The sequence below is a fragment of the Streptomyces showdoensis genome, from assembly GCF_039535475.1.
GTDB classification, from domain to species: domain Bacteria; phylum Actinomycetota; class Actinomycetes; order Streptomycetales; family Streptomycetaceae; genus Streptomyces; species Streptomyces showdoensis.
In genome coordinates, this window is the sequence record NZ_BAAAXG010000026.1 from 427,202 (window position 1) to 448,652 (window position 21,451).

17 protein-coding genes are annotated in these 21,451 nt (G+C 70.2%); 1 reads left to right on the forward strand and 16 read right to left on the reverse strand.

All coding sequences use genetic code 11. The annotated features are described in order from the left end of the window. Window positions 1-7: 7 nt before the first annotated feature. The 4 genes from ABD981_RS14470 to ABD981_RS14485 form a co-directional block, all read right to left on the reverse strand. A complete protein-coding gene (locus tag ABD981_RS14470) occupies window positions 8-2,119 on the reverse strand; it encodes a hypothetical protein (protein WP_425586406.1) in 2,112 nt (703 codons plus the stop codon). Window positions 2,120-2,328: 209 nt separating this feature from the next. Beyond that, the gene (locus ABD981_RS14475; RefSeq protein ID WP_046911706.1) at window positions 2,329-2,673 is read right to left on the reverse strand and encodes a DUF6113 family protein; all 345 of its coding nucleotides are present in this window, start codon (window positions 2,671-2,673) and stop codon (window positions 2,329-2,331) included. Further along, the gene (gene mshB, locus ABD981_RS14480) at window positions 2,670-3,560 is read right to left on the reverse strand and encodes an N-acetyl-1-D-myo-inositol-2-amino-2-deoxy-alpha-D-glucopyranoside deacetylase (protein WP_046911705.1); all 891 of its coding nucleotides are present in this window, start codon (window positions 3,558-3,560) and stop codon (window positions 2,670-2,672) included. The genes ABD981_RS14475 and mshB overlap by 4 nt, the downstream gene beginning before the upstream one ends. A gap of 41 nt (window positions 3,561-3,601) precedes the next feature. Continuing rightward, window positions 3,602-3,796, reverse strand: a complete 195-nt coding sequence (locus tag ABD981_RS14485) for a hypothetical protein (RefSeq protein ID WP_046911704.1) — start codon at window positions 3,794-3,796, stop codon at window positions 3,602-3,604. A gap of 156 nt (window positions 3,797-3,952) precedes the next feature. On the opposite strand from ABD981_RS14485, the gene ABD981_RS14490 reads away from it, so the two are divergent. Next, complete coding sequence (locus tag ABD981_RS14490) at window positions 3,953-6,100, forward strand: alpha/beta fold hydrolase (protein WP_123955174.1); 2,148 nt, start codon at window positions 3,953-3,955, stop codon at window positions 6,098-6,100. Here ABD981_RS14490 and ABD981_RS14495 read toward each other — a convergent pair whose 3' ends face one another. The 12 genes from ABD981_RS14495 to typA form a co-directional block, all read right to left on the reverse strand. Next, on the reverse strand, window positions 6,101-7,045 hold the full coding sequence (locus ABD981_RS14495; RefSeq protein WP_046911702.1) for a hypothetical protein: 945 nt from the start codon (window positions 7,043-7,045) through the stop codon (window positions 6,101-6,103). It abuts the gene before it with no gap. A gap of 201 nt (window positions 7,046-7,246) precedes the next feature. Then, window positions 7,247-8,320, reverse strand: coding sequence for an ABC transporter ATP-binding protein (locus ABD981_RS14500; protein WP_046911701.1), 1,074 nt, complete (start codon window positions 8,318-8,320; stop codon window positions 7,247-7,249). Continuing rightward, the gene (locus tag ABD981_RS14505) at window positions 8,313-9,296 is read right to left on the reverse strand and encodes an ABC transporter ATP-binding protein (RefSeq protein WP_046911700.1); all 984 of its coding nucleotides are present in this window, start codon (window positions 9,294-9,296) and stop codon (window positions 8,313-8,315) included. Before ABD981_RS14505 ends, ABD981_RS14500 begins: the two co-directional genes overlap by 8 nt. A gap of 6 nt (window positions 9,297-9,302) precedes the next feature. Continuing rightward, entirely contained in the window at window positions 9,303-10,310 is a 1,008-nt protein-coding gene (locus tag ABD981_RS14510; RefSeq protein ID WP_046911699.1) for an ABC transporter permease, read from the reverse strand. After that, entirely contained in the window at window positions 10,303-11,226 is a 924-nt protein-coding gene (locus tag ABD981_RS14515) for an ABC transporter permease (protein WP_046911698.1), read from the reverse strand. The genes ABD981_RS14510 and ABD981_RS14515 overlap by 8 nt, the downstream gene beginning before the upstream one ends. Window positions 11,227-11,337: 111 nt before the next feature. Then, window positions 11,338-12,963 (reverse strand): peptide ABC transporter substrate-binding protein, encoded by a 1,626-nt coding sequence (locus ABD981_RS14520; protein WP_046911697.1) that lies wholly within the window; start codon window positions 12,961-12,963, stop codon window positions 11,338-11,340. Window positions 12,964-13,120: 157 nt separating this feature from the next. Further along, entirely contained in the window at window positions 13,121-14,206 is a 1,086-nt protein-coding gene (locus tag ABD981_RS14525) for an ABC transporter ATP-binding protein (protein WP_046911696.1), read from the reverse strand. After that, the gene (locus ABD981_RS14530) at window positions 14,199-15,254 is read right to left on the reverse strand and encodes an ABC transporter ATP-binding protein (protein WP_046911695.1); all 1,056 of its coding nucleotides are present in this window, start codon (window positions 15,252-15,254) and stop codon (window positions 14,199-14,201) included. Before ABD981_RS14530 ends, ABD981_RS14525 begins: the two co-directional genes overlap by 8 nt. Before the next feature lie 11 nt (window positions 15,255-15,265). Continuing rightward, a complete protein-coding gene (locus tag ABD981_RS14535) occupies window positions 15,266-16,219 on the reverse strand; it encodes an ABC transporter permease (RefSeq protein ID WP_046911694.1) in 954 nt (317 codons plus the stop codon). Then, the gene (locus ABD981_RS14540; RefSeq protein ID WP_046911693.1) at window positions 16,212-17,144 is read right to left on the reverse strand and encodes an ABC transporter permease; all 933 of its coding nucleotides are present in this window, start codon (window positions 17,142-17,144) and stop codon (window positions 16,212-16,214) included. Before ABD981_RS14540 ends, ABD981_RS14535 begins: the two co-directional genes overlap by 8 nt. A gap of 173 nt (window positions 17,145-17,317) precedes the next feature. Beyond that, entirely contained in the window at window positions 17,318-18,955 is a 1,638-nt protein-coding gene (locus ABD981_RS14545; RefSeq protein WP_046911692.1) for a peptide ABC transporter substrate-binding protein, read from the reverse strand. A 420-nt stretch (window positions 18,956-19,375) separates the two neighbouring features. After that, window positions 19,376-21,277, reverse strand: coding sequence for a translational GTPase TypA (gene typA / locus ABD981_RS14550; RefSeq protein ID WP_046911691.1), 1,902 nt, complete (start codon window positions 21,275-21,277; stop codon window positions 19,376-19,378). Window positions 21,278-21,451 lie beyond the last annotated feature (174 nt).

Genomic DNA, 21,451 nt, shown 5'->3' on the forward strand with positions numbered 1-21,451 from the left:
GGGAGGGTCAGCCCTCGCCGCTGAGGTCGATGGTCCGGACGCGCTCGGACGGGGTCTTGCCGCGCAGGGCGTCGCGCATCACGAAGGCCACGTCGTCGGCGGAGACCTCGTGCTTGCTGCCGTCGCCCTTGGTGATCATGATCCCGGCGAAGACGCCGTCGAGGAGGTCGTCGATCGCCTGCTTGTCGTAGACCTCGACCAGCTTCCCGTCGACGGCCTTCATGGACAGGATCTTCGGCAGCGAGCGGGCCGGACCGAAGTCGATCTTCTTCGAGCCCGCCTTGATCGTGATCAGGCCGGACATCGCGGGCTCCGCGAACTCCTTCATCGCCCGGTCGAGCTCGGCCTTGGTGACGGAGGGCTGGCGGGTGACGACCGGGAGGGCCACGGTCTTCGCCGCGCCCGTCTCGACCTGGGCGCGGTAGGCGTCCTTCACGGCGATCATCGACCGCTGGACGTCCAGGCCCTTGCCCGGCTTCCCCTCGACCGCGGTGACCTTGCCGGGCGAGAAGACGATCGTGCCCTCGGTGGCCGAGCCGGAGCTGCCGGCCAGGTCGGTGAGGGCGACGCCCAGCTTCTCCTCGTCGACCGGGAAGACCGGCTGGGCGACCCGCTCGCCGCCGAAGAGCGAGCCGATGACCGACACCGGGTTGTAGTCGCTGCCGGCCGCGCCGCGCACGGTCGCCTGCGCGTCCAGGGCGAGGCCCGCCTTGTCGGGGGCCAGTTCGGTCCTGGTGCCGCCGACGTCGAGCCGGAGCGGGGCGTGGGCGCGCTTGCCCAGGGCCGCCTCCAGCTTGCCGACCGCCTCCTCCTTCGTCCCGCCGCCGATGTCCACGCCGAGCACGGTGGTGCCCTTGGGGACGTCGGAGTGGTTCAGGAGCAGTCCGGCGCCGTACGCGACGCCGACGAGGCCGACGACGCCGGCACCGACGAGGACCAGCTTGGAGCGGCCCTTCTTGGCGGGCGCCGGGGCGGGCTTGCGGGCCGGGGCGGGCGCGGGCTCGTCGTAGTCGCCGGGCCGCTCGTAGCCGCCGGACCCGTCGGGGGCGTCGGGGGCGTCGGACCAGTCGGGGGTGGCGTACCCGCCGTCGAAGGCCGCCTCGGGCCGCTCGGGGATACGGGGGGTCAGGTCCGGGCCCGGCGGGACGGCCGGGATGCCGCTGGTCAGCGTGGAACCCGAGACGTGCCCGCCGTCCAGCGGTCCGCCGGGCCCGGCGCTCTGCGGCGTCAGGATCGCGGTGTCGTCCGACATGCGGAGCGCGTCCGTCATCCCGGGCATCCCGGGCGTCCCGGGGGTCCCCGTGGTCCGCGGCGTCCCGGGCAGGCCCGCCGGGGCGGCGCCGCCCTGCGGGTGGCCGGGGCCGACGACCGGGCTGCCGCCGGTGACCGGGCCGGTGGTCGGGCCGGTCGGCGGGGTCACGACGGGGGTGCCCGCGGCGGGCGTGTGGCCCGGGCCGCTGTCGTAGAGCGGATTGCCGGCACCGGGGTCGAACACCGGCGTGCCGCCCGCGGGCGTGTGGCCGGGGCCGCCCGTCAGCGGCGTGACGATCGGCATGCTCTGGGTGGTGCTGGCGGCCGACGGGACGCCGTCGGAGGCGGAGCCGCCGGCGAAGCCGGGCGCGGCGGCGGCCGGCGCGGGCGTCGGGGCCGTGACCGGGCCCGGCGCGGGGGCCGGGGCGGCGGCGGGCTTCGGCGCGGGGGCGGACGGCTTGCGCGGGGCGAACCAGTCGCTGGTGGGCTTCTCCTCCGCCCGGTGCGGCTCGGCCGGGGCGACCGGCTCGGGCTCGGGCACCGGCTCCGGGCGCGGCGGCTCGGGCTCGGCCACCGGGGCCTGGGCCACGACCTGGGCCTGGACGTCGGGGGCCGCCTCGGCGACCGGCTTGCGGACGACCACGGGCGGGATCGGACGCGAACCCGGGATGTTGATCCGGATGCGGGTCGTCAGCGTGGTCTCGGTCTTGGGCTCCTCCGGCGGCGCGGAGGCCGCGGGGGCCTCCTCCATCGCCTCCTGGCCCGGGCGGAGCCCGTACGGAGGGGTGCCCGAGGGGTACGCGGCCCCGCCGCGCGCCTGGGCGCCGGAGGACGAACTGTCAGTCTCTCGACCAGTTTCACGACTCAAAGCAGGATCTCCCGGTTGGCTCCGCCGCCCGCGCTCTTGCTGACGCACATGGTGATCGGGGCGGTCGACGGCGCGCACCACCATACTGGCCGCCGCCGCCCTGTACCCGACCCGGCGTGGATCGGCCATGGGCAATCCGGCCGAAGTCAGGCCGGACCGGCGGAGGTCCGGCCCGGCCTTCGGGGCGGGGCCGGGTCAAGTGGGCCTGTTCACGGGGCCGGTCGCGACAGCCGGTTCATCGTGGCGCACATCACAGCGACGGCCATGCCGCCGAGCAGGAAGACCATCTCCCCGAGTCCGCCGCCGAACAGGCCGTCGCCCTCGGGGCGCCCGAAGCTGAGCACCACGATGGCGACCAGCCACCCGCCGCCGGAGGCCGCGACGCCCAGCTGGGTGCCGGTGGCGATCCGGCCGCCGTAGAAGACGGCCGCTGAGGCGAGCAGGGCCAGCAGCAACCCGGCCGGGAACCAGGCCGCTTGGACCAGGGAGCCGGCCGCCCCGACGAGGGCGCCGAGGACGACGAGCACCGCGTACCAGACGTAACGCCCCTTCACGAGGCGACTCCGGCGAAGAGATCGGTCTCGCGTTCGCCCGCGGGCGCGCCGGACGCGCCGTGGACCAACTCGTAGTACTCGGTGGTGAAGATCGGCTGGCCCAGGTTGTTGGAGAGGGCGAAGAAGGGGCCGTCGACGGCGATCTGGGTGACGTGGGCGCGCATGGCGGCGGTCTTGCGGGCCGCGTGGGCGCCGGCGCCGTCGATCTCGGCGGTGATCCGGGCGTCGTCGACGACTCCGGGCAGGTCGCCGACCTCGGCGGCGGCGGGGAAGACGGAGCCCTCGGCGCGCAGCCGGTCGAAGCCGGCCTCGACGACCGGGCGCGGGAGCCGGTTCCAGTAGATCTTGGCGATCGCGTGGGCGGGACCGAGCTCGGGCCGGTAGGCGGGGTCGGCGGCCAGTTCGGCGGCGCGGGTGGCGACCCGGTGGGCCTGGATGTGGTCCGGGTGGCCGTAGCCGCCGTCGGGGTCGTAGGTGACCAGGACCTGCGGCCGGGTCTCGCGGATCACCTCCACGAGGTACGGCGCGGCGGTGTCGACGTCCGTGTTCCAGAAGGCGTTCGGACGCCCGTTCTGCTCGGCGCCCATCATCCCGGAGTCGCGGAAGCGCCCCGGGCCGCCGAGGAAGCGGTGGTCGGTGACCCCCAGCTCCTTCATCGCGGCGTCGAGTTCGCCGACCCGGTGCTCGCCGAGCCGGTCCTCCCGGTCGGGCGCCAGGTGGGCGAGCTCGGGCGGGATGACCTCGCCCTCCTCGCCCAGGGTGCAGGTCACCAGGGTGACCTGGGCGCCCTCGGCCGCGTACCTGGCCATGGTGGCGCCGTTGTTGATCGACTCGTCGTCCGGGTGGGCGTGCACCAGGAGCAGACGACGGGCGGGAAGAACCGTCATGGCCCCACCCTACGAGGCGGGACCACCGGCGGAGCGGCAGGTCAGAACTTCAGTCCGCCGATCATGCTCGCCACGTTCGTGGTGAGCGTGCTGATGGACGGGGCGATGGACGAGCTCGCGAGGTAGAACCCGAGGAGCGCGCAGATCGCCGCGTGCCCGGCCTTGAGCCCGGATTTCCGGATGAGCAGGAAGACGACGATCGCCAGCAGCACAACCACCGAAATCGAGAGTGCCACGGCGGTTCACCTCCATACTTCTTCGGGTCGGACGTTCGATCGGCATGTGCCAGGGGATGCATACCCACCTAGCGCTACGGATCATAACTATCCGTGCGATCGCATCGATCGGTGTACGGGGGCATGAGGGGGCGCACGGCCGCTAGTTTCGGTCACATGACTTCGTCACGAGACTCCCTTTCGTTCCCCCGTCGCTCCGCGCGGACGCAGCGGTTCACGCTCGGCGCGCCGCGCGCGTTCAGCGTGTCGCCGGACGGCGGGCGGGTGGTGTTCGTCCGGTCCGGCTCGGGGACGGACCGGTCCCACGGGCTGTGGGTGCTGGACCTCGACGGGCCCGACGGCCCGGTCGAGCGCCTGGCGGCCGATCCGCGGGCGCTGCTCGCCGGCGCGGAGGAGGAGTTGCCCGCGGAGGAGCGGGCGCGCCGGGAGCGGAGCCGGGAGGGCTCGGGCGGGATCGTGGGCTACGCCGCGGACGGGGCCGTGGAGTTGGCGGCCTTCGCCCTGTCCGGGCGCCTGTTCACGGCGGAGCTGCGGGCCGGCACGGCCCGCGAACTGCCGGTGCCGGGGCCGGTGGTCGACCCGCGCCCCTCGCCGGACGGGCGGTACGTCGCCTACGCGGCGGGCGGGGCGCTGCGGGTGACGGGCACCGACCCGGGCTCCGGGACGGGCGGGGACCGGGCGCTGGCCGAGCCGGAGGCGGAGGGCGTGACGTACGGCCTGGCGGAGTTCGCGGCCTCGGAGGAGATGGGCCGCAGCCGGGGCTTCTGGTGGGCGCCGTCCTCGGACCGGCTGCTCGTGGCGCGGGTGGACGAGCGGCCGGTGCGGCGCTGGTGGATCGCGGATCCGGCGCACCCGGACCGCGCACCGCACCCGGTGGCCTACCCGGCGGCGGGCACGCCCAACGCGGAGGTGGGGCTGGTCCTGGTGGGCCTCGACGGGGCCCGCACGGAGGTGGTGTGGGACCGGGAGGCGTACCCGTACCTGGCCCGGGTCCACTGGTCGGGCGACGGGGCGCCGCTGCTCCTGGTGCAGGCCCGGGACCAGCGCTCCCAGGCGCATCTGGAGGTCGATCCGGGGTCGGGGGCGACGCGGCCGGTGCTCCGGGAGGAGGACCCGGTGTGGCTGGAGCTGTTCACGGGCGTCCCGGCCCGGACACCGGACGGGCGGCTGGTGCGGATCGCCGACCTCGGCGGCGCCCGGGTGCTCGCGGTCGGGGACCGGGTGCTGACGGACGGCTCGCTGCACGTGCGGGCGGTGCTCGACGTGGGAGCGGAAGATGTCCTGATCTCGGCGTCGGCGGGTGAGGCGGCGGAGGCTCCCGAGATCGGTGAGATCCATGTGTACCGGGTAGGCCCCCGGGGTGCGGAGCGGGTCTCGGAGGGTGCCGGGGTGCACGGAGCGGTGCGTTCCGGTGCGGTGACGGTGCTGTCCTCGGCGCGGCCGGAGGTCCCGGGGAGCACGGTGCGGGTGCTGCGGGACGGGAAGGCGGTCGCCGAGGTCGCCTCGTACGCGCAGACTCCCCCGCTCGCCGCCGACGCGCGGCTGGTCGAGGCGGGCGCACGGCGGATCCCGTGCGCCGTGCTGCTTCCCTCGTCCTGGTCGGAGGGCGACGGTCCGCTGCCGGTGCTCCTGGACCCGTACGGGGGCCCGCACGGGCAGCGGGTGCTCGCCGCGCACAACCCGTATCTGACCTCCCGCTGGTTCGCCGAGCAGGGCTTCGCCGTGATCGTCGCGGACGGGCGCGGCATGCCGGGCCGCTCGCCCGCCTGGGAGAAGGCGGTCAGCCGTGACCTCGCCCTCACCCTCGACGACCAGATCGAGGCGCTGCACGGGCTCGCCGGCCGCTTCCCGCTCGACCTCGGGCGGGTGGCGATCCGCGGCTGGTCGTACGGCGGTTACCTCGCCGCCCTGGCGGCGCTGCGGCGGCCGGACGTCTTCCACGCGGCCGTGGTGGGCGCCCCGGTCACGGACTGGCGGCTCTACGACACCCACTACACCGAGCGCTATCTGGGCCGCCCGGACGAGGAGCCCGCCGTCTACGCGGCGAACTCCCTGGTGACGGACGAGGGGCTGGGCGAGGCGGCCGAGCCGGCCCGGCCGATGATGATCGTCCACGGGCTCGCCGACGACAACGTGGTGGCGGCGCACACCCTGCGGCTCTCCTCCGCGCTCCTCGCGGCCGGACGGCCGCACGAGGTGCTGCCGCTCTCGGGCGTCACGCACATGACGCCGCAGGAACAGGTGGCGGAGAACCTGCTGCTGCTCCAGGTGGAGTTCCTGAAGCGGTCGCTGGGACCGGCCTGATCACCAGCCGGGCGGCCGCCGCGCGGGCGGGGCAGGGGGCAGGGCGGCGACGGGCCGGTACGGTGACCGGCGCCGCGCCCCCGGCCGCGCGAGCAGCACCATGACGGCGGCCCCGGCGAGCACCGCGAAGACGGAGGTGAGGACCGCGAGGAGGGTGTCGGCCTCCAGGTCCGCGAGGCCGCCGAACCAGCCGGCGCGCAGCGCGGTGGCCACGCCGCCGGTGCCCCAGCCGGTGAGCAGCAGCCCGGCGAGCAGGCCGACCGGCCGGGCGTGCCGGGCGCGGGTGAGGGCGCTGAGGGCGGCGGCGAGCAGCAGCAGGGTCAGCACGACGTCCAGCCAGCCGGGCGGGACGGCGAGGGCGGGCAGCAGCAGGGAGCGTCCGCCGGTGAACCGGTCGACGGTGAACTCGACCGGCAGCGCGGTCGCCCAGTGCACCTCCCAGGCCGCCCAGACCAGCGCGGCGAGCCCGCACAGCGCCCCGGCGGCGACGGCGGGCCCGGTGCGCGGGCGGGTCGGGCCGCCGGGCTCCCCCTCGCGCTCCTGCTCGTGCTCGTCGCGGCGGCCGGCGGAGGCGGTGACGACCAGGCCGGCGGCGAGGGCGAGCGTGAGCAGGGTGGTGACCAGGGCGTCGACGCCGGCGGCCCACAGGCCGGGCAGCCGCAGCGCGAGGGTGGTGAGCCCGGTGACGGCCAGCGCGGGTCCGGCGAGCGAGGAGCGCAGGGCGGCGAACGCGGTGGCCAGGTAGGCGACGAGCAGCACCGGGTCGACGAGCGAGGTGGCGGCCCGGCGCCTCAGCAGGAAGGCGCGGTCCCCCGCCCAGTACCAGAGCAGTTCGACGGGCGACCGGAAGGTGGCCAGGTCGCTCAGCAGCCAGACGACGATGACGAGGGCGAGCGCGGCGCACAGGGCGGCGCCGGTGAGACGTGCCGTTCGTGTCACAGTCACGGGGCCGATACTCACGGTCGCGATGGGCCGGGACAAGCGGTTCCGCATATGCGGAGGGATTGTGCGTCAAGTCGGTTCGCGGAGTGACCGGTCGGGGCGACATGGCGCGCCCCGACCGGTCCAACGGCACCCGCACGGCCGTACGCTGTCGAGCGTCCCGCGTCCGTATATCGGATCCAATTCGGTGAAGTTGCCCGGACGTTAAGCCTCCGGAGGCGGGTCGGGGGTGCCGGGGGTCTCCGTGCCGTTCTCCGGCGGCACCACCTGCTTCTCCTCCGCGAAGTGGCAGGCCGAGTCGTGCTTGGCCGGGGTGTCGGTCAGCCGGAAGACCGCCGGGACGGCGAGCAGCGGGACCTCCAGGGTGCAGCGCTCCTGGGCCTTCCAGCAGCGGGTGCGGAAGCGGCAGCCGGAGGGGACGTTCGCCGGGGAGGGCACGTCGCCGGTGAGGATGATCCGCTCCCGGTGCTCGCGCGCCTCGGGGTCGGGCACCGGCACCGCGGAGAGCAGCGCCTGGGTGTAGGGGTGGGTGGGGTGGTCGTAGATCTGCGCGTCGGTGCCGATCTCCACGATCCGGCCCAGGTACATCACCCCGACCCGGTCGGAGATGTGCCGGACGATCGACAGGTCGTGCGCGATGAACACGTACGAGAGGCTGAACTCGTTCTGCAGCCGCTCCAGCAGGTTCACCACCTGGGCCTGGACGGAGACGTCCAGCGCGGAGACCGGCTCGTCGGCCACGATGATCTCGGGCTGGAGGGCGAGGCCGCGGGCGATGCCGATGCGCTGGCGCTGGCCGCCGGAGAACTGGTGCGGGTACCGGTTGATGTACTCCGGGTTGAGGCCGACGACGTCGAGCAGGTCCTGGACCTTGCGGCGCCGGTCGCCCTTGGGCGCGACCTCGGGGTGGATCTCGTACGGCTCGCCGATGATGTCGCCGACCGTCATGCGCGGGTTCAGCGAGGTGTACGGGTCCTGGAACACCATCTGGATGTTCCGGCGCACGGCCTTGAGGGCGCGCGGGGACATCGTGGTGAGGTCCTCGCCCTTGTACGAGATGGAGCCGGCGGTCGGCCGCTCCAGGTTGACCAGCATCTTCGCCACGGTCGACTTGCCGCAGCCGGACTCGCCGACGATGCCGAGGGTCTCGCCCGCCGCGAGGTCGAAGTCGACGCCGTCCACCGCCTTGACCGCGCCGACCTGCTTCTTGAAGAGGATGCCCTGGGTCAGCGGATAGTGCTTGACCAGGTCGCGGACCTGGAGAATCGCCTCAGCCATGGAGGCACTCCTTCCAGAAGTGGCAGGCGCTCGACCGCGGTACGGGCGATTCGGTGACGTCGTACAGCGGCGGCACGTCCGTGCGGCACACGTCCTGGGCCAGCGGGCAGCGCGGGTTGAAGGCGCAGCCCGAGGGGATGGCGAGCAGGTTGGGCGGCAGGCCCTTGATCGCGTAGAGCTCCTGGCCCTTCTGGTCCAGCCGCGGGATCGAGTCGAGCAGCCCGCGCGTGTACGGGTGGGCGGGGGCCTTGTAGATCTCGTGGACCGGGGCATGCTCGACGATCCGGCCCGCGTACATGACGGCGATCTTGTCGGCGACGTCGGCGACCACGCCGAGGTCGTGGGTGATCAGGATGAGCCCCATGTTGAGCTCGCGCTGGAGCTCCGCGAGCAGGTCCATGACCTGGGCCTGGACGGTGACGTCGAGGGCGGTGGTCGGCTCGTCGGCGATGATCAGCTCGGGTTCGAGGGCGAGCGCCATCGCGATCATGATGCGCTGCCGCATGCCGCCGGAGAACTGGTGCGGGTACTGCCCCACCCGTTCCTTGGCGGCCGGGATGCGGACCCGGTCCATCAGCTCGACGGCCTTGGCCCGGGAGTCCTTCTTGGACATCCCCCGGTGCACCTGGAACATCTCGCCCAACTGCTCGCCCACGCTGATCACCGGGTTGAGGGAGGAGAGCGCGTCCTGGAAGACCATCGCCATCTTGGCGCCGCGGATCTTCCTGCGCTCCTCCTCCTTGAGCGTGAGCAGGTCCTGGCCCTGGAAGAGGATCTCGCCGCCGGTGATCTTCCCGGGGGGCGTGTCGAGGATGCCCATGACGGCCTGGGCGGTGACGGACTTGCCGGAGCCGGACTCGCCGAGCACGGCGAGCGTCTCCCCCGCGTCGACCGAGTAGCCGACGCCGTTGACCGCCTTGGCCACCCCGTCGCGGGTGTGGAACTCCACGTGCAGATCGCGGACTTCGAGCAGCATGGTCCCCTACCTCAGCTTGGGGTCGAGGGCGTCGCGCACCGCGTCGCCGAGCATGATGAAGGCGAGCACCGTGATCGCGAGCGCGCCGGCCGGCCAGAGCAGCATGTGCGGGGCGTTGCGGATGTACTGCGAGGCCGAGGAGATGTCGATGCCCCAGGACACCGTCGGCGGCTTCAGTCCGACGCCGAGGTACGACAGGGTCGCCTCCAGGGCGATGTAGGTGCCGAGCGCGATGGTCGCGACGACGATCACGGGGGCGATCGCGTTGGGCGCGATGTGGCGCAGCATCATCCGGGAGTTGGAGGCGCCGAGGGCCCGGGCGGCCTGGACGTAGTCGTTCTGTTTGGCGGTGATGACGGAGCCGCGGGCGATCCGGGAGATCTGCGGCCAGCCGAGCAGCACCATGAAGCCGATCACGGGCCAGACGGTGGCGCTGGTGACCACGGACAGCAGCACCAGGCCGCCGAGGACGACCGGGATCGCGAAGAAGACGTCGGTGATGCGGGAGAGCACGCCGTCCCAGGCGCCGCCGAAGAAGCCGGCGAGTCCGCCGAGGACGCCGCCGAGGAGCGCCACGCCGAGGGTGGAGAGGACGCCGACCGTGACGGAGGTCCGGGCGCCGTAGACGACCCGGGTGTAGACGTCGCAGCCCTGGCCGTTGAAGCCGAAGGGGTGGCCGGGCTGGGAGCCCTCCTGGGCCTTGGCCAGGTCGCAGTCGAGGGGGTCCCCGGAGGCGATCAGCGAGGGCCAGATGGAGATGACCACCAGGAAGAGGATGACCAGCGCGGAGACGATGAAGACCGGGTTGCGGCGCAGGTCGTGCCAGGCGTCGGACCACAGGGAGCGGGGCTTCTTGTCCGGGCCGGTGCCTTCGGGGCCGCCCGGTGTCCTCTCGAGCGTCTCGGCCTCGGCCGTGGCGAGATCGGCCGCGCCCCCGGCGCCGGTGGAGGCGATGGCCCGGCCCTCTTCGCCGTACGACTCGAGGGGCTCAAACGGTTCGCGCGGCTCAGGCATAGCGGATCCTCGGGTCAAGGACGGCGTACAGGAGGTCGACCAGCAGGTTGGCCAGGAGGAACACCAGGACGAGGACGGTCACGAAGCCGACGACGGTCTGGGTGTTCTGGCGGACGATGCCCTGGTAGAGCTGGTAGCCGACGCCGTGGATGTTGAAGATCCGTTCGGTGACGATGGCGCCGCCCATCAGCGCGCCGACGTCGGCGCCGATGAAGGTCACCACGGGGATCAGGCTGTTGCGGAGCAGGTGGCGGGTGACCACCCGGCGGCGCGGGAGGCCCTTGGCGACCGCGGTGCGGACGTAGTCGGCGCGCTTGTTCTCGGCGATCGAGGTCCGGGTGAGCCGGGTGACGTACGCGAGCGAGACGGAGGCGAGGACCAGGCCGGGGACGATCAGCTCGTTGAAGGGAGCCTCGGGCGACACGGCCGGTTTGATCCAGCCCCACTTCACGCCGAGCAGCAGCTGGACCAGCAGGCCGGTGACGAAGGTGGGGATCGAGAGCACGACCAGGGTCAGCAGCAGCACGCCGGTGTCGACGGGGCGGCCGCGCTTGAGGCCGGTGAGGACGCCCAGGCTGATGCCGATGACGATCTCGAAGAAGATCGCGACGATGGTGAGCCGGATGGTGACCGGGAAGGCGCTGGCCATCAGCTCGGTGACGGGCTGTCCGTTGAAGGCGGTGCCGAAGTCGCCGGTGAAGACGTTGCCCATGTAGATCAGGTATTGCTGCCAGACCGGCTTGTCGAGACCGAACTCCTTCTTCAGCTGGGCGGCGGTGGCCGGGTCGCACGCCCGGTCGCCGCAGAGTCCGGCGATGGGGTCGCCCATCACGTTCACCATCAGGAAGATCAACAGCGTGGCGCCGAAGAAGACCGGGATCATCTGCAGCAGCCGCCGGATCACATATCGACCCATGGAAGCCTCCGGGGAGGGGGGAGGAAGGCGGGAGGGCGGGCGTCAGGAGCACGTACGGCCCGGCGCGGAGCTCCGCCGGGCCGGGCCGTACGCCGCCGACCTGCTACGACGTCACTTGACCTTGATCTGGTCGTAGACCGGGACGCTGAACGGGTTGAGCATCACGTTCTCCACCCGGTCCGAGTAGCCGGCGCTGCCGTTCTGGTACCAGAGCGGGATCGCGCCCATGTCGTTCTTCAGCACGGTCTCGGCCTGCTGGAAGAGGCCGACGGCCTTGGTGGTGTCGGTCTCCGCGTTGGCCTGGTTGACCAGCTTGTCGAACTCGGGGTTGGTGTACTTGCCGTCGTTGGACGAGGCGCCGGTGTAGTACAGCGGCTGCAGGAAGTTCTGGATGAGCGGGTAGTCCATCTGCCAGCCGGCCCGGAAGGGACCGTCCAGCTTCGACTGGGTGACCTGGTTGCGGTAGTCGGCGAAGGTGCCGATCGGGTTGCCGACGCAGGCCTTGTTGTTGCCGAGGGCCCGGTTGATGGAGTTGCAGACGGCGTCCACCCACTCCTTGTGGGAGCCCGTGTCGGCGTTGTACGAGATCTTCATCGTGCCGCCGGGGATGCCGCCGCCCTCGGCGACCAGCTTCTTCGCCTCGGTGGGGTTGTACACGCAGGACGAGCCGCAGATGTCCTTGAAGCCGCCGTCGGCGCCGAGCACCGGCGAGGTCCAGTCCTGGGCCGGCGTCCGGGTCTTCTGGAAGATCGTCTCGGTGATCTGCTCGCGGTCGATCGCCATCGACAGGCCGGTGCGCAGCTTCTCCTGGCCCGGCTTGTTCCAGGCCGGGTCGTAGAAGGGGAAGGAGAGCGTCTGGATGATGCCGGCCGGGGTGTTGATGTACCGGTCGCCGAGGTCGGCGGAGACGTTCTTGAGCTGCGAGGCGGGCACGTCGTCGACGAGGTCGAGGTTGCCGGCCGTCAGGTCGGTGTAGGCGGTGTTGTTGTCCGTGTAGACCTTGAGGGTGATGCCGCCGTTCTGGGCCTTGTCCGCACCGGGGTAGGCGTCCCACTTCTTGAGCACCATCTGGGAGCCCTTGGCGTAGGAGTCCACGGTGTACGGGCCGTTGCCGACCGGCTTGGAGAGCCAGCCCGCGTGGTCGTCGTAGAAGGCCTGGGGCAGCGGGGCGAAGGCCGCGTAGCCGAGGGTGTCGGGGAAGGTCGAGAACTTCTGCGACAGCTTGACCGTGAAGGTCTTGTCGTCGACGACCTTCAGTCCGGACATGGTGGCGGCGGTCGGCTCGCCCTTGTCGGGGTGGACCTGGCTGTAGCCCTCGATGTAGCCGAAGAAGTAGGCGTTCTTCTGGTTGTTCTTCAGATGGGCGCCGTAGTTCCAGGCGTCGACGAAGGACTTGGCGGTGACCTTCTCGCCGTTGGAGAAGGTCCAGCCGTCCTTGAGGGTGATGGTGAAGTTCGTCGAGTCGGTGGTCTCGATCTTCTCGGCCAGCATGTTGTTGGCCGCGCCGGTCTTCGGGTCGTACTGCTTGAGCCCCCGGAAGATCATGGAGAGGACCTTGCCGCCCTGCACCTCGTTGGTGTTCGCCGGCTCCAGCGGGTTCTGCGGGTCGCCCCACGACGAGCTCACGGTGCCACCGGCCCCTCCGCCGCCGCTGTCGCCGCCCCCGCCGCAGGCGGTCGCCGCGAGGGCGACGGCGGTGGCCAGAGCGGCCCACTTGGCGTGCGTGGCTCCGCGCATGGAGTGCCTCCCGAATGTCCTCAATCTGACTTAGGCCCCAATATCACCCGATATTGACGGGAGTGCACTTTTACGGCGTCCGGATGAACAACGCGAAGGCCCCCGGCACCCTTGCGGGGTGGCGGGGGCCTTCGTACGCCCTGCGGGACCGGCCGGATCAGACGGAGAGGACCGTCTTCTCCTCGGCGAAGTGGCACGCGGACTCGTGCGCGGCCGGGGTGTCCAGACCGCGGAAGCGCTCCGGGATCGCGAGCACCGGGACCTCGGTGCTGCACTTGTCCTGCGCCTTCCAGCAACGGGTGCGGAAGCGGCAGCCCGACGGCGGGTTGGCCGGCGAGGGCACGTCACCGGTGAGGATGATCCGCTCGCGGTGCGCGCGGGCCTCCGGGTCCGGCACCGGCACCGCGGAGAGCAGCGCCTGGGTGTACGGGTGGGTCGGGTGCTCGTAGATCTGCGCGTCCGTGCCGATCTCGGCGAGCTTGCCGAGGTACATCACGCCGACGCGGTCGGAGATGTGCCGGACGATCGACAGGTCGTGCGCGATGAAGATGTAGGACAGGTTGAACTCGTCCTGGAGCTTCTCCATCAGGTTGATGACCTGGGCCTGGACGGAGACGTCCAGGGCCGAGACCGGCTCGTCGCAGATGATGATCTCGGGGTTGAGCGCGAGGCCCCGGGCGATGCCGATGCGCTGGCGCTGACCGCCGGAGAACTGGTGCGGGTACCGGTTGATGTACTCCGGGTTCAGGCCGACGACGTCGAGCAGCTCCTGCACCTTGCGGCGCCGGTCGCCCTTCGGGGCCACCTCGGGGTGGATGTCGAAGGGCTCGCCGATGATGTCGCCGACCGTCATGCGCGGGTTCAGCGAGGTGTACGGGTCCTGGAACACCATCTGGATGTTCCGGCGCACGGTCTTCAGGGCGCGCCCGGACAGCTTGGTGATGTCCTGGCCCTTGTAGAAGACCTCGCCGGCGGTGGCCCGCTCCAGGTTCATCAGGAGCTTGGCGACCGTGGACTTGCCACAGCCGGACTCGCCCACGATGCCCAGCGTCTCGCCCTGGTAGAGGTCGAAGGAGACCCCGTCCACGGCCTTGACCGCGCCGACCTGCTTCTTGAACAGGATGCCCTGGGTCAGCGGGAAGTGCTTCTGCAGGTTGCGCACCTGGAGGATCGGCTCACCGCGCCCGACGGGGGCGTCGAGTGCAGCGGCCACGGCCTCCTCGTTCTTGCTGAGCTCAGCCATGGATCGTCTCCTTCCAGAAGTGGCAGGCGCTCTTGCGGCCCGGCAGATCGGTGCCGTCCTGCTCGGCGACCGGCGTCAGGGCCGGGATCTCCGTACGGCAGATGTCCGTGGCCTTCGGGCAGCGCGGGTTGAAGGCGCAGCCGGTGGGCACGTGGAGCAGGTTGGGCGGCAGGCCCTTGATCGCGTAGAGCTCCTGGCCCTTCTGGTCCAGCCGCGGGATCGAGTCCAGCAGACCGCGCGTGTACGGGTGCGCCGGGCGCTTGTACAGCTCGCCCACCGGGGCCTGCTCGACGATGCGGCCCGCGTACATGACCGCGATCTTGTCCGCGACGTCGGCGACGACGCCGAGGTCGTGGGTGATCAGGATCAGACCCATGTTGTACTCGCGCTGGAGCTCCGCGAGCAGGTCCATGACCTGGGCCTGGACGGTCACGTCGAGCGCCGTGGTGGGCTCGTCCGCGATGATCAGGTCCGGCTCCAGGGCGAGCGCCATGGCGATCATGATGCGCTGGCGCATGCCGCCGGAGAACTGGTGGGGGTAGTCGGAGACCCGCGCCTTGGCGGCGGGGATCTTGACCTTGTCCATCAGCTCGATGGCCTTGGCCTTGGCGTCCTTCTTGGACAGGCCGTGGTGCACGCGGAACATCTCGCCGAGCTGGTAGCCGACGGAGAGGACCGGGTTGAGGGAGGACAGCGCGTCCTGGAAGATCATCGCGATCTTCCGGCCGCGGATCTGCCGGCGCTCCTCGTTGGACATCTTGAGCATGTCCTGGCCGCGGAACAGGATCTCGCCCTGCGGGATCTTGCCGGGCGGCATGTCGAGGATGCCCATGATGGCCTGGGCCGTCACGGACTTGCCGGAGCCGGACTCGCCGAGCACGGCGAGCGTCTCACCGGCGTTGACCGAGTAGTTGACTCCGTTGACCGCCTTGGCCACACCGTCACGGGTGTGGAACTCGACGTGCAGGTCACGGACTTCGAGCAGCGGACCGGTCTGGTCGCCGTCGCGCGGCGCGGGGACCGTCGCGGTGTTGTCGATGATGGTCACTTACGCCCTCCTCAGCGCATCTTCGGGTCGAGGGCGTTGCGGACCGCTTCGCCGAGCATGATGAATGCCAGCACGGTGATGCTCAGCATGATCGAGGGCCACAGCAGGATGTGCGGGGACACTCGGATCTGGTCGACGGCAGTGGAGATGTCGACGCCCCAGGAGACGGTCGGGGAGGCGAGGCCGAGGCCCAGGTAGGACAGGGTCGCCTCGGCCGAGATGTAGCCGCCGAGCGAGATGGTGGCGACGACGATCAGCGGGGCCATGGCGTTCGGCAGGATGTGCCGGAACAGGATCCGCGCGGTGCCGGCGCCCAGCGCCGTGGCGGCGTGGACGTAGTCGGCCTGCTTGACCGTGATCACGGCACCGCGCATCACGCGGGCCATCTGGGTCCAGCCGAGGAAGGCCAGCGCTCCGACGACGACCCAGACGGTGCGCTCCGTGAAGGACTGCAGCACGACCATGGCGCCGAGCAGGAACGGGATGCCGAAGAAGATGTCGGTGATCCGGGAGAGGACCGCGTCGATCGCACCGCCGAAGTAACCGGCCAGCATGCCGACGAGACCGCCGAAGATCGTGACGACCAGCGTGACGCAGACGCCGACGATGATCGAGGCACGGGTGCCGTGGATCAGCCGGGCGTACACGGAACGGCCCTGGCCGTCGTAACCGAGCCACTCGGGCGAGCCGATGTTGCCCAGCTCGGGCTTGCCGAGGAAGTGCTTCACCAGGTCGCCGCTGGTCGGCGAGGCGCTGGTGAACAGGCTCGGGAAGGCGGCGATCAGCAGCAGGAAGAAGATCATCACCGCGGAGATGATGAAGTACGGGTTGCGGCGCAGGTCCGACCAGGCGTCGCCCCAGAGGCTGCGGGTCTTCTCCGGCTTCGCGGGCTGCGCGGGCGCGTCCACCGAGGGGGTGGCGACGGCGCCGTCGACGGCGGTCGCGGTCTTGGTCACGTCAGGCATAACGGATCCTCGGGTCCAGGACCGCGTACAGCAGGTCGATGAGCAGGCTGGTGACGAGGTAGACGATCACCAGGATGGTGACGAGGCCGACCAGGGTGGTGCCCTCGCGGCGGGAGATCGACTCCGCGATCAGACCACCGACGCCCTTGATGTTGAAGATCTTCTCGGTGACGACCGCGCCGCCCATGAGGGCGCCGATGTCGGTGCCCAGGAAGGTGACGACCGGGATCATCGAGTTGCGCATCAGGTGCACACCGATGATGCGGCGCTTCGGGAGGCCCTTGGCGATGGCCGTGCGCATGTAGTCGGCGCGCAGGTTCTCCGCCATGGTGGTCCGGGTCAGTCGCGCCACGTAGGCGAGTGAGAGACCGCCGAGGACGATGGCCGGGGCGATGAGCTCGTCCCAGTTGACCTCGGTGGAGACGTTCGGCGCGATCCAGCCCAGGTTGAACGCGAACTGCATCTTGATGAGGAAGCCGAGCACGAAGACCGGGATCGAGATGATCAGCAGCGTGAAGATCAGGATGGCGTTGTCGGCCAGGCGGCCGGCCCGCAGACCGGCGATGATGCCGAGGCCGATGCCGAAGAGCAGCTCGAACGTGAAGGCCAGGAAGGCCAGCTGGAGCGTGACGGGGAACGCCTCACCCAGCACCTCGGTGACCGGACGGCCGTTGCGGATCTGGGTACCGAAGTCGAAGTGCAGGATCATGTCCCGCATATAGGCGAAGTACTGCTCCGGCAGCGACTTGTCGAGACCCAGCTCATGGCGCTTGGCGGCGAGGGTCGCAGGATCTGCGCCCTTGTCACCGAACATCGCCAGCACGGGATCACCGGGCAGGCTGTGCACCATGAGGAAGATCAGCAGGGTTGTCCCGAGGAAAACCGGGATCATCTGGAGCAGTCGTCGTGCGACATAGCGCCCCATCATGCCTCCGTTGAGATGTGACGGCCGCAGCCGACGGGCCCTCCCCCGACAGCCTGCCCGTATCGGGGCATGCTGATGTCGCGGAAGGGCCCCCCAGCCACTGCGTAAGGCACCGAGGCGGGGCTGACGATCCGTCAGCCCCGCGCTGCGGCGAGCGGACTACGCTTGGGTGATTACTTCTTGACCTCGACGCCGGTCAGGATCGGGTCGCCGTCCTGGCCGTACGCCACGCCGGAAACCTTCTCCGAGTAGCCCGCGTTGACCTTGTAGTACCAGAGCGGGATCGACGGCATGTAGTTGACCAGGTCCTTCTCGATGGCCTGGTATGCCTTGACCGACTCGTCGAGCGTCTTGGCCGAGTCGGCCTTCGCGATCTTGGCGTCCAGCTCCTTGTTGGAGAAGTCGCCCTGGTTGCCGCCCGCACCCGTACGGAACAGGTCCGAGATGAAGTTGGCGTTCACCGGGTAGTCGAGCACCCAGCCGGAACGGTAGAGCGACTTGACCTGCTTCGTCTTACGAGCGGTCAGGTCGGCCTGGAAGTCCGGCTTGCCGTCGCCGACGCACTGGACGCCGGTGGACTGGGTGATGCTGTTGCAGACAGCCTCCACCCACTCCTTGTGACCGCCATCCGCGTTGTACTGGATGGAGATCTTGTTGTTCGGGACACCGCCGCCGGCCTTGATGAGCTCCTTGGCCTTGGCCGGGTCGAACTTGGTGACGTCGACCGCGTTCGGCTGGTAGCCGAGGACGCCCTTGGCGACCCAGCCGGTCGCGGGCTCACGCGTACCGTTCAGCACCGTCTTGGTGATGGTGGCGCGGTCGATCGCCATCGACAGGCCCTGGATGACCTTCGGGTCGACCTGCTTCGGCTTCTTCCACTGGTCGGCGTAGAAGGCGACGGCGATCGTCTGGATCGCGGAGTACGCCTGGTCGACCGCGCGGTCGCCGAGGTCCTGGCGGTAGACCGGCAGGTCCTTCGGGGCGAGCTGACGCAGGACGTCGACGTTGCCCGACTTCAGGTCCTCGTACGCGGCCTCGAGGGTGGTGTAGTTCTTGAAGAGCACACCGCCGTTCTTCGCCTTGTTCGGGCCCTTGTAGCCGTCGAAGCGGGTGATCTCGATCTGCTTCTTGTGGTCCCAGGACTTGAACTTGTAGGGACCGTTGCCGACCGGCTTCTCGCCGCCGGCCTTCGGGTCCTTGTAGAAGGACTCCGGCAGCGGAGCGAAGACGATGTAGGCGAGCTTGTGCGCGAAGTACGGCACGGCGGTGTTGAGCTCGATGGTGAACGTGTTGTCGTCCACGATCTTCAGGCCGTCGAGCTTGTCCGAGGTCGGCTTGGCGCCCTCGGCCTCGGGGTGGACCTTGTCGAAGCCCTTGATGTCCGCGAACCAGGACGCGAGGCCCTGGGCGTTCTTGACGTTGGCGTTCCAGTTCCACGCGTCCACGAAGGACTTCGAGGTCACCGGGGTGCCGTCGTGGAAGGTCCAGCCCGGCTTGAGCTTGACGGTCCACGTCTTCGAGTCCGTCGTGGTGACCGACTCGGCGTTGATCATCTCGAGCGAGCCGTCGGCCTTGTAGTCGACCAGGGTCGAGAACAGGCCGGCCATGACGGCGGAGCCGTTCGACTCCATCGTGTCGCCGGTGAGCAGCGGCTTCTCCGGCTCACCCAGCTCGATGGAGAAGATGCCGTTCGGGTCAACAGCGCCCTTGGCGTCGCTGCCGCCGTCGCTCTTACCCCCGCCACAGGCGGTCGCTGCCAGGGCGACGACGATCGCGCCCGCTACCCACTTGGCGCTCTTGGCACCGCGCATGGGTTCCTCCTCATGAGTCCACTTGTCACTACAAGAGGGGCACTTCGAGTTCTGCCGACACCCCTGACGGCGTTGCACTCAAGTGCCCCGAGTGTGCTCGTGAGTCGGCACTCCCCACAGTGCGTGACCCATTGACCCGAGCTCAATGGAGCCAACTATTAAGTACGTCCGGGCCGTAAACCACACTTAAGTGGTCTCGTTTTGACAACATCGCCAAGCCACCGAAGACCGAAATCCGGACAAAGCGAGCACAGACAGACACCGACGAAACGGACCGTTAACACACGTTCCGGAGAGCGACGACCGATATCCGGACAGTGGGGTTCCGTAATGAACTTGACTAAACGTTGAAGAAGGGCCCGGTCCCCCACCTCTTCAGGCGGGGGACCGGGCCCTTCAGCGCGACGCTACGGAGCCGCGTCAGGCGTTCTTGGCGCGCGAGGAGGCGCGACCGCGCGCGTTCTGGTCCAGGATGACCTTGCGGATGCGCACGGCCTCCGGGGTGACCTCGACGCACTCGTCGTCGCGGCAGAACTCCAGGGACTGCTCCAGGGAGAGCTTGCGCGGCGGGACGATCGCCTCGAAGGAGTCGGCGGAGGCGGAGCGCATGTTGGTGAGCTTCTTCTCCTTGGTGATGTTCACGTCCATGTCGTCGGAGCGCGAGTTCTCGCCGACGATCATGCCCTCGTACACCTCGGTGCCGGGGTCGGTGAACAGCACGCCGCGCTCCTGCAGATTCGTCATCGCGAAGGCGGTGACGGCACCGGCGCGGTCGGCAACCAGCGAGCCGTTGTTACGGGTGGTCAGCGTGCCGAACCACGGCTCGTGACCCTCGTGGATCGAGTGGGCGATGCCCGTGCCGCGGGTGTTGGTGAGGAACTCCGTACGGAAGCCGATGAGGCCGCGGGACGGGACGACGAACTCCATGCGGACCCAGCCGGAGCCGTGGTTCGACATGTTGTCCATGCGGCCCTTGCGGACGCCCATGAGCTGCGTGACGGCGCCCATGTGCTCCTCGGGCACGTCGACCGTGAGGCGCTCGACGGGCTCGTGGACCTTGCCGTCGACCATCTTAGTGACGACCTGGGGCTTGCCGATGGTGAGCTCGAAGCCCTCACGGCGCATCTGCTCGACCAGGATGGCGAGCGCGAGCTCACCACGGCCCTGGACCTCCCAAGCGTCCGGACGCTCGGTGTCGAGGACGCGGAGCGAGACGTTACCGATCAGCTCGCGGTCCAGACGGTCCTTGACCTGGCGGGCGGTGACCTTGCGGTTCTTGACGGCGGCCTTGGCGTCCGCGCCCTTGCCGGTGCCACCGCGGCCGACGAGCGGCGAGGTGTTGGTGCCGATGGTCATGGAGATGGCCGGCTGGTCGACCGTGATCAGCGGAAGCGCGATCGGGTTCTCCGGGTCGGCCAGGGTCTCGCCGATCATGATGTCCGGGATACCGGCGACGGCGCAGATGTCACCGGGGCCGGCGACCTCGGCCGGCTTGCGGGTGAGCGCCTCGGTCATCATCAGCTCGGTGATGCGGACGTTGGAGATCGTGCCGTCCCGCTTGATCCACGCGACCGTCTGGCCCTTGCGCAGCTCGCCCTGCTCGACGCGGAGCAGCGCGATGCGGCCGAGGAAGTTGTCGGCGTCCAGGTTGGTGACGTGGGCCTGGAGGGGGGCCTCCTCGTCGTACACCGGGGCCGGGACGTGCTCCAGGATCGCGGAGAAGAACGGCTCCAGGTTGTCGCTGTCCGCGGGGACCGTGCCGTTCTCCGGCTTGGTCAGCGAGGCGATGCCGTCACGGCCGCAGGCGTAGACGATCGGGAACTCGATCTGGTCCTCGTCCGCGTCCAGGTCGAGGAAGAGGTCGTAGGTCTCGTTGACGACCTCGTCGATCCGGGAGTCCGGGCGGTCCGTCTTGTTGATGCAGAGGATGACGGGCTTGCGCTGCTGGAGCGCCTTGCGCAGCACGAAGCGGGTCTGCGGGAGCGGACCCTCGGAGGCGTCCACCAGGAGGACGACCGCGTCCACCATCGACAGACCGCGCTCGACCTCGCCACCGAAGTCGGCGTGGCCGGGGGTGTCGATGATGTTGATCGTGATCGGGGCCCCGCCGTCCTTGGGGTGATACTTCACCGCCGTGTTCTTGGCGAGGATCGTGATGCCCTTCTCACGCTCCAGGTCGTTCGAGTCCATCATGCGGTCGTCGAGCTGCTGGTGGGCGGCGAAGGCACCGGCCTGCTTGAGCATGGCGTCGACGATGGTCGTCTTGCCATGGTCGACGTGGGCGACGATGGCGACGTTACGGATGTCGTGGCGCGTGGGCATGGGTGCTTGCGCTTCTCTCGGATCGTGGGATGCGGCGTCAGTTCCTCTTACGCCCGCCGGGCGGACGCGCCACGGCTATGTCCTATGGTACGGGGCTGCCGTGCAAGGGGCTTCCCCACCCGGGATCCGAGGGGTTCTACTGGGGGGTTCCACCGGCGCTGGGGGCGCCCGAGG

What these genes read in the sequence shown, in the direction of transcription:
- mshB (WP_046911705.1), bottom strand. Translation starts at nt 3,560, where the DNA reads ATGACGGTTCTTCCCGCCCGTCGTCTGCTCCTGGTGCACGCCCACCCG.
- ABD981_RS14505 (WP_046911700.1), bottom strand. Translation starts at nt 9,296, where the DNA reads ATGCTGCTCGAAGTCCGCGATCTGCACGTGGAGTTCCACACCCGCGAC.
- ABD981_RS14525 (WP_046911696.1), bottom strand. Translation starts at nt 14,206, where the DNA reads ATGGCTGAGCTCAGCAAGAACGAGGAGGCCGTGGCCGCTGCACTCGAC.
- ABD981_RS14520 (WP_046911697.1), bottom strand. Translation starts at nt 12,963, where the DNA reads ATGCGCGGAGCCACGCACGCCAAGTGGGCCGCTCTGGCCACCGCCGTC.
- typA (WP_046911691.1), bottom strand. Translation starts at nt 21,277, where the DNA reads ATGCCCACGCGCCACGACATCCGTAACGTCGCCATCGTCGCCCACGTC.
- ABD981_RS14540 (WP_046911693.1), bottom strand. Translation starts at nt 17,144, where the DNA reads ATGGGGCGCTATGTCGCACGACGACTGCTCCAGATGATCCCGGTTTTC.
- ABD981_RS14510 (WP_046911699.1), bottom strand. Translation starts at nt 10,310, where the DNA reads ATGCCTGAGCCGCGCGAACCGTTTGAGCCCCTCGAGTCGTACGGCGAA.
- ABD981_RS14500 (WP_046911701.1), bottom strand. Translation starts at nt 8,320, where the DNA reads ATGGCTGAGGCGATTCTCCAGGTCCGCGACCTGGTCAAGCACTATCCG.
- ABD981_RS14545 (WP_046911692.1), bottom strand. Translation starts at nt 18,955, where the DNA reads ATGCGCGGTGCCAAGAGCGCCAAGTGGGTAGCGGGCGCGATCGTCGTC.
- ABD981_RS14515 (WP_046911698.1), bottom strand. Translation starts at nt 11,226, where the DNA reads ATGGGTCGATATGTGATCCGGCGGCTGCTGCAGATGATCCCGGTCTTC.
- ABD981_RS14535 (WP_046911694.1), bottom strand. Translation starts at nt 16,219, where the DNA reads ATGCCTGACGTGACCAAGACCGCGACCGCCGTCGACGGCGCCGTCGCC.
- ABD981_RS14490 (WP_123955174.1), top strand. Translation starts at nt 3,953, where the DNA reads ATGACTTCGTCACGAGACTCCCTTTCGTTCCCCCGTCGCTCCGCGCGG.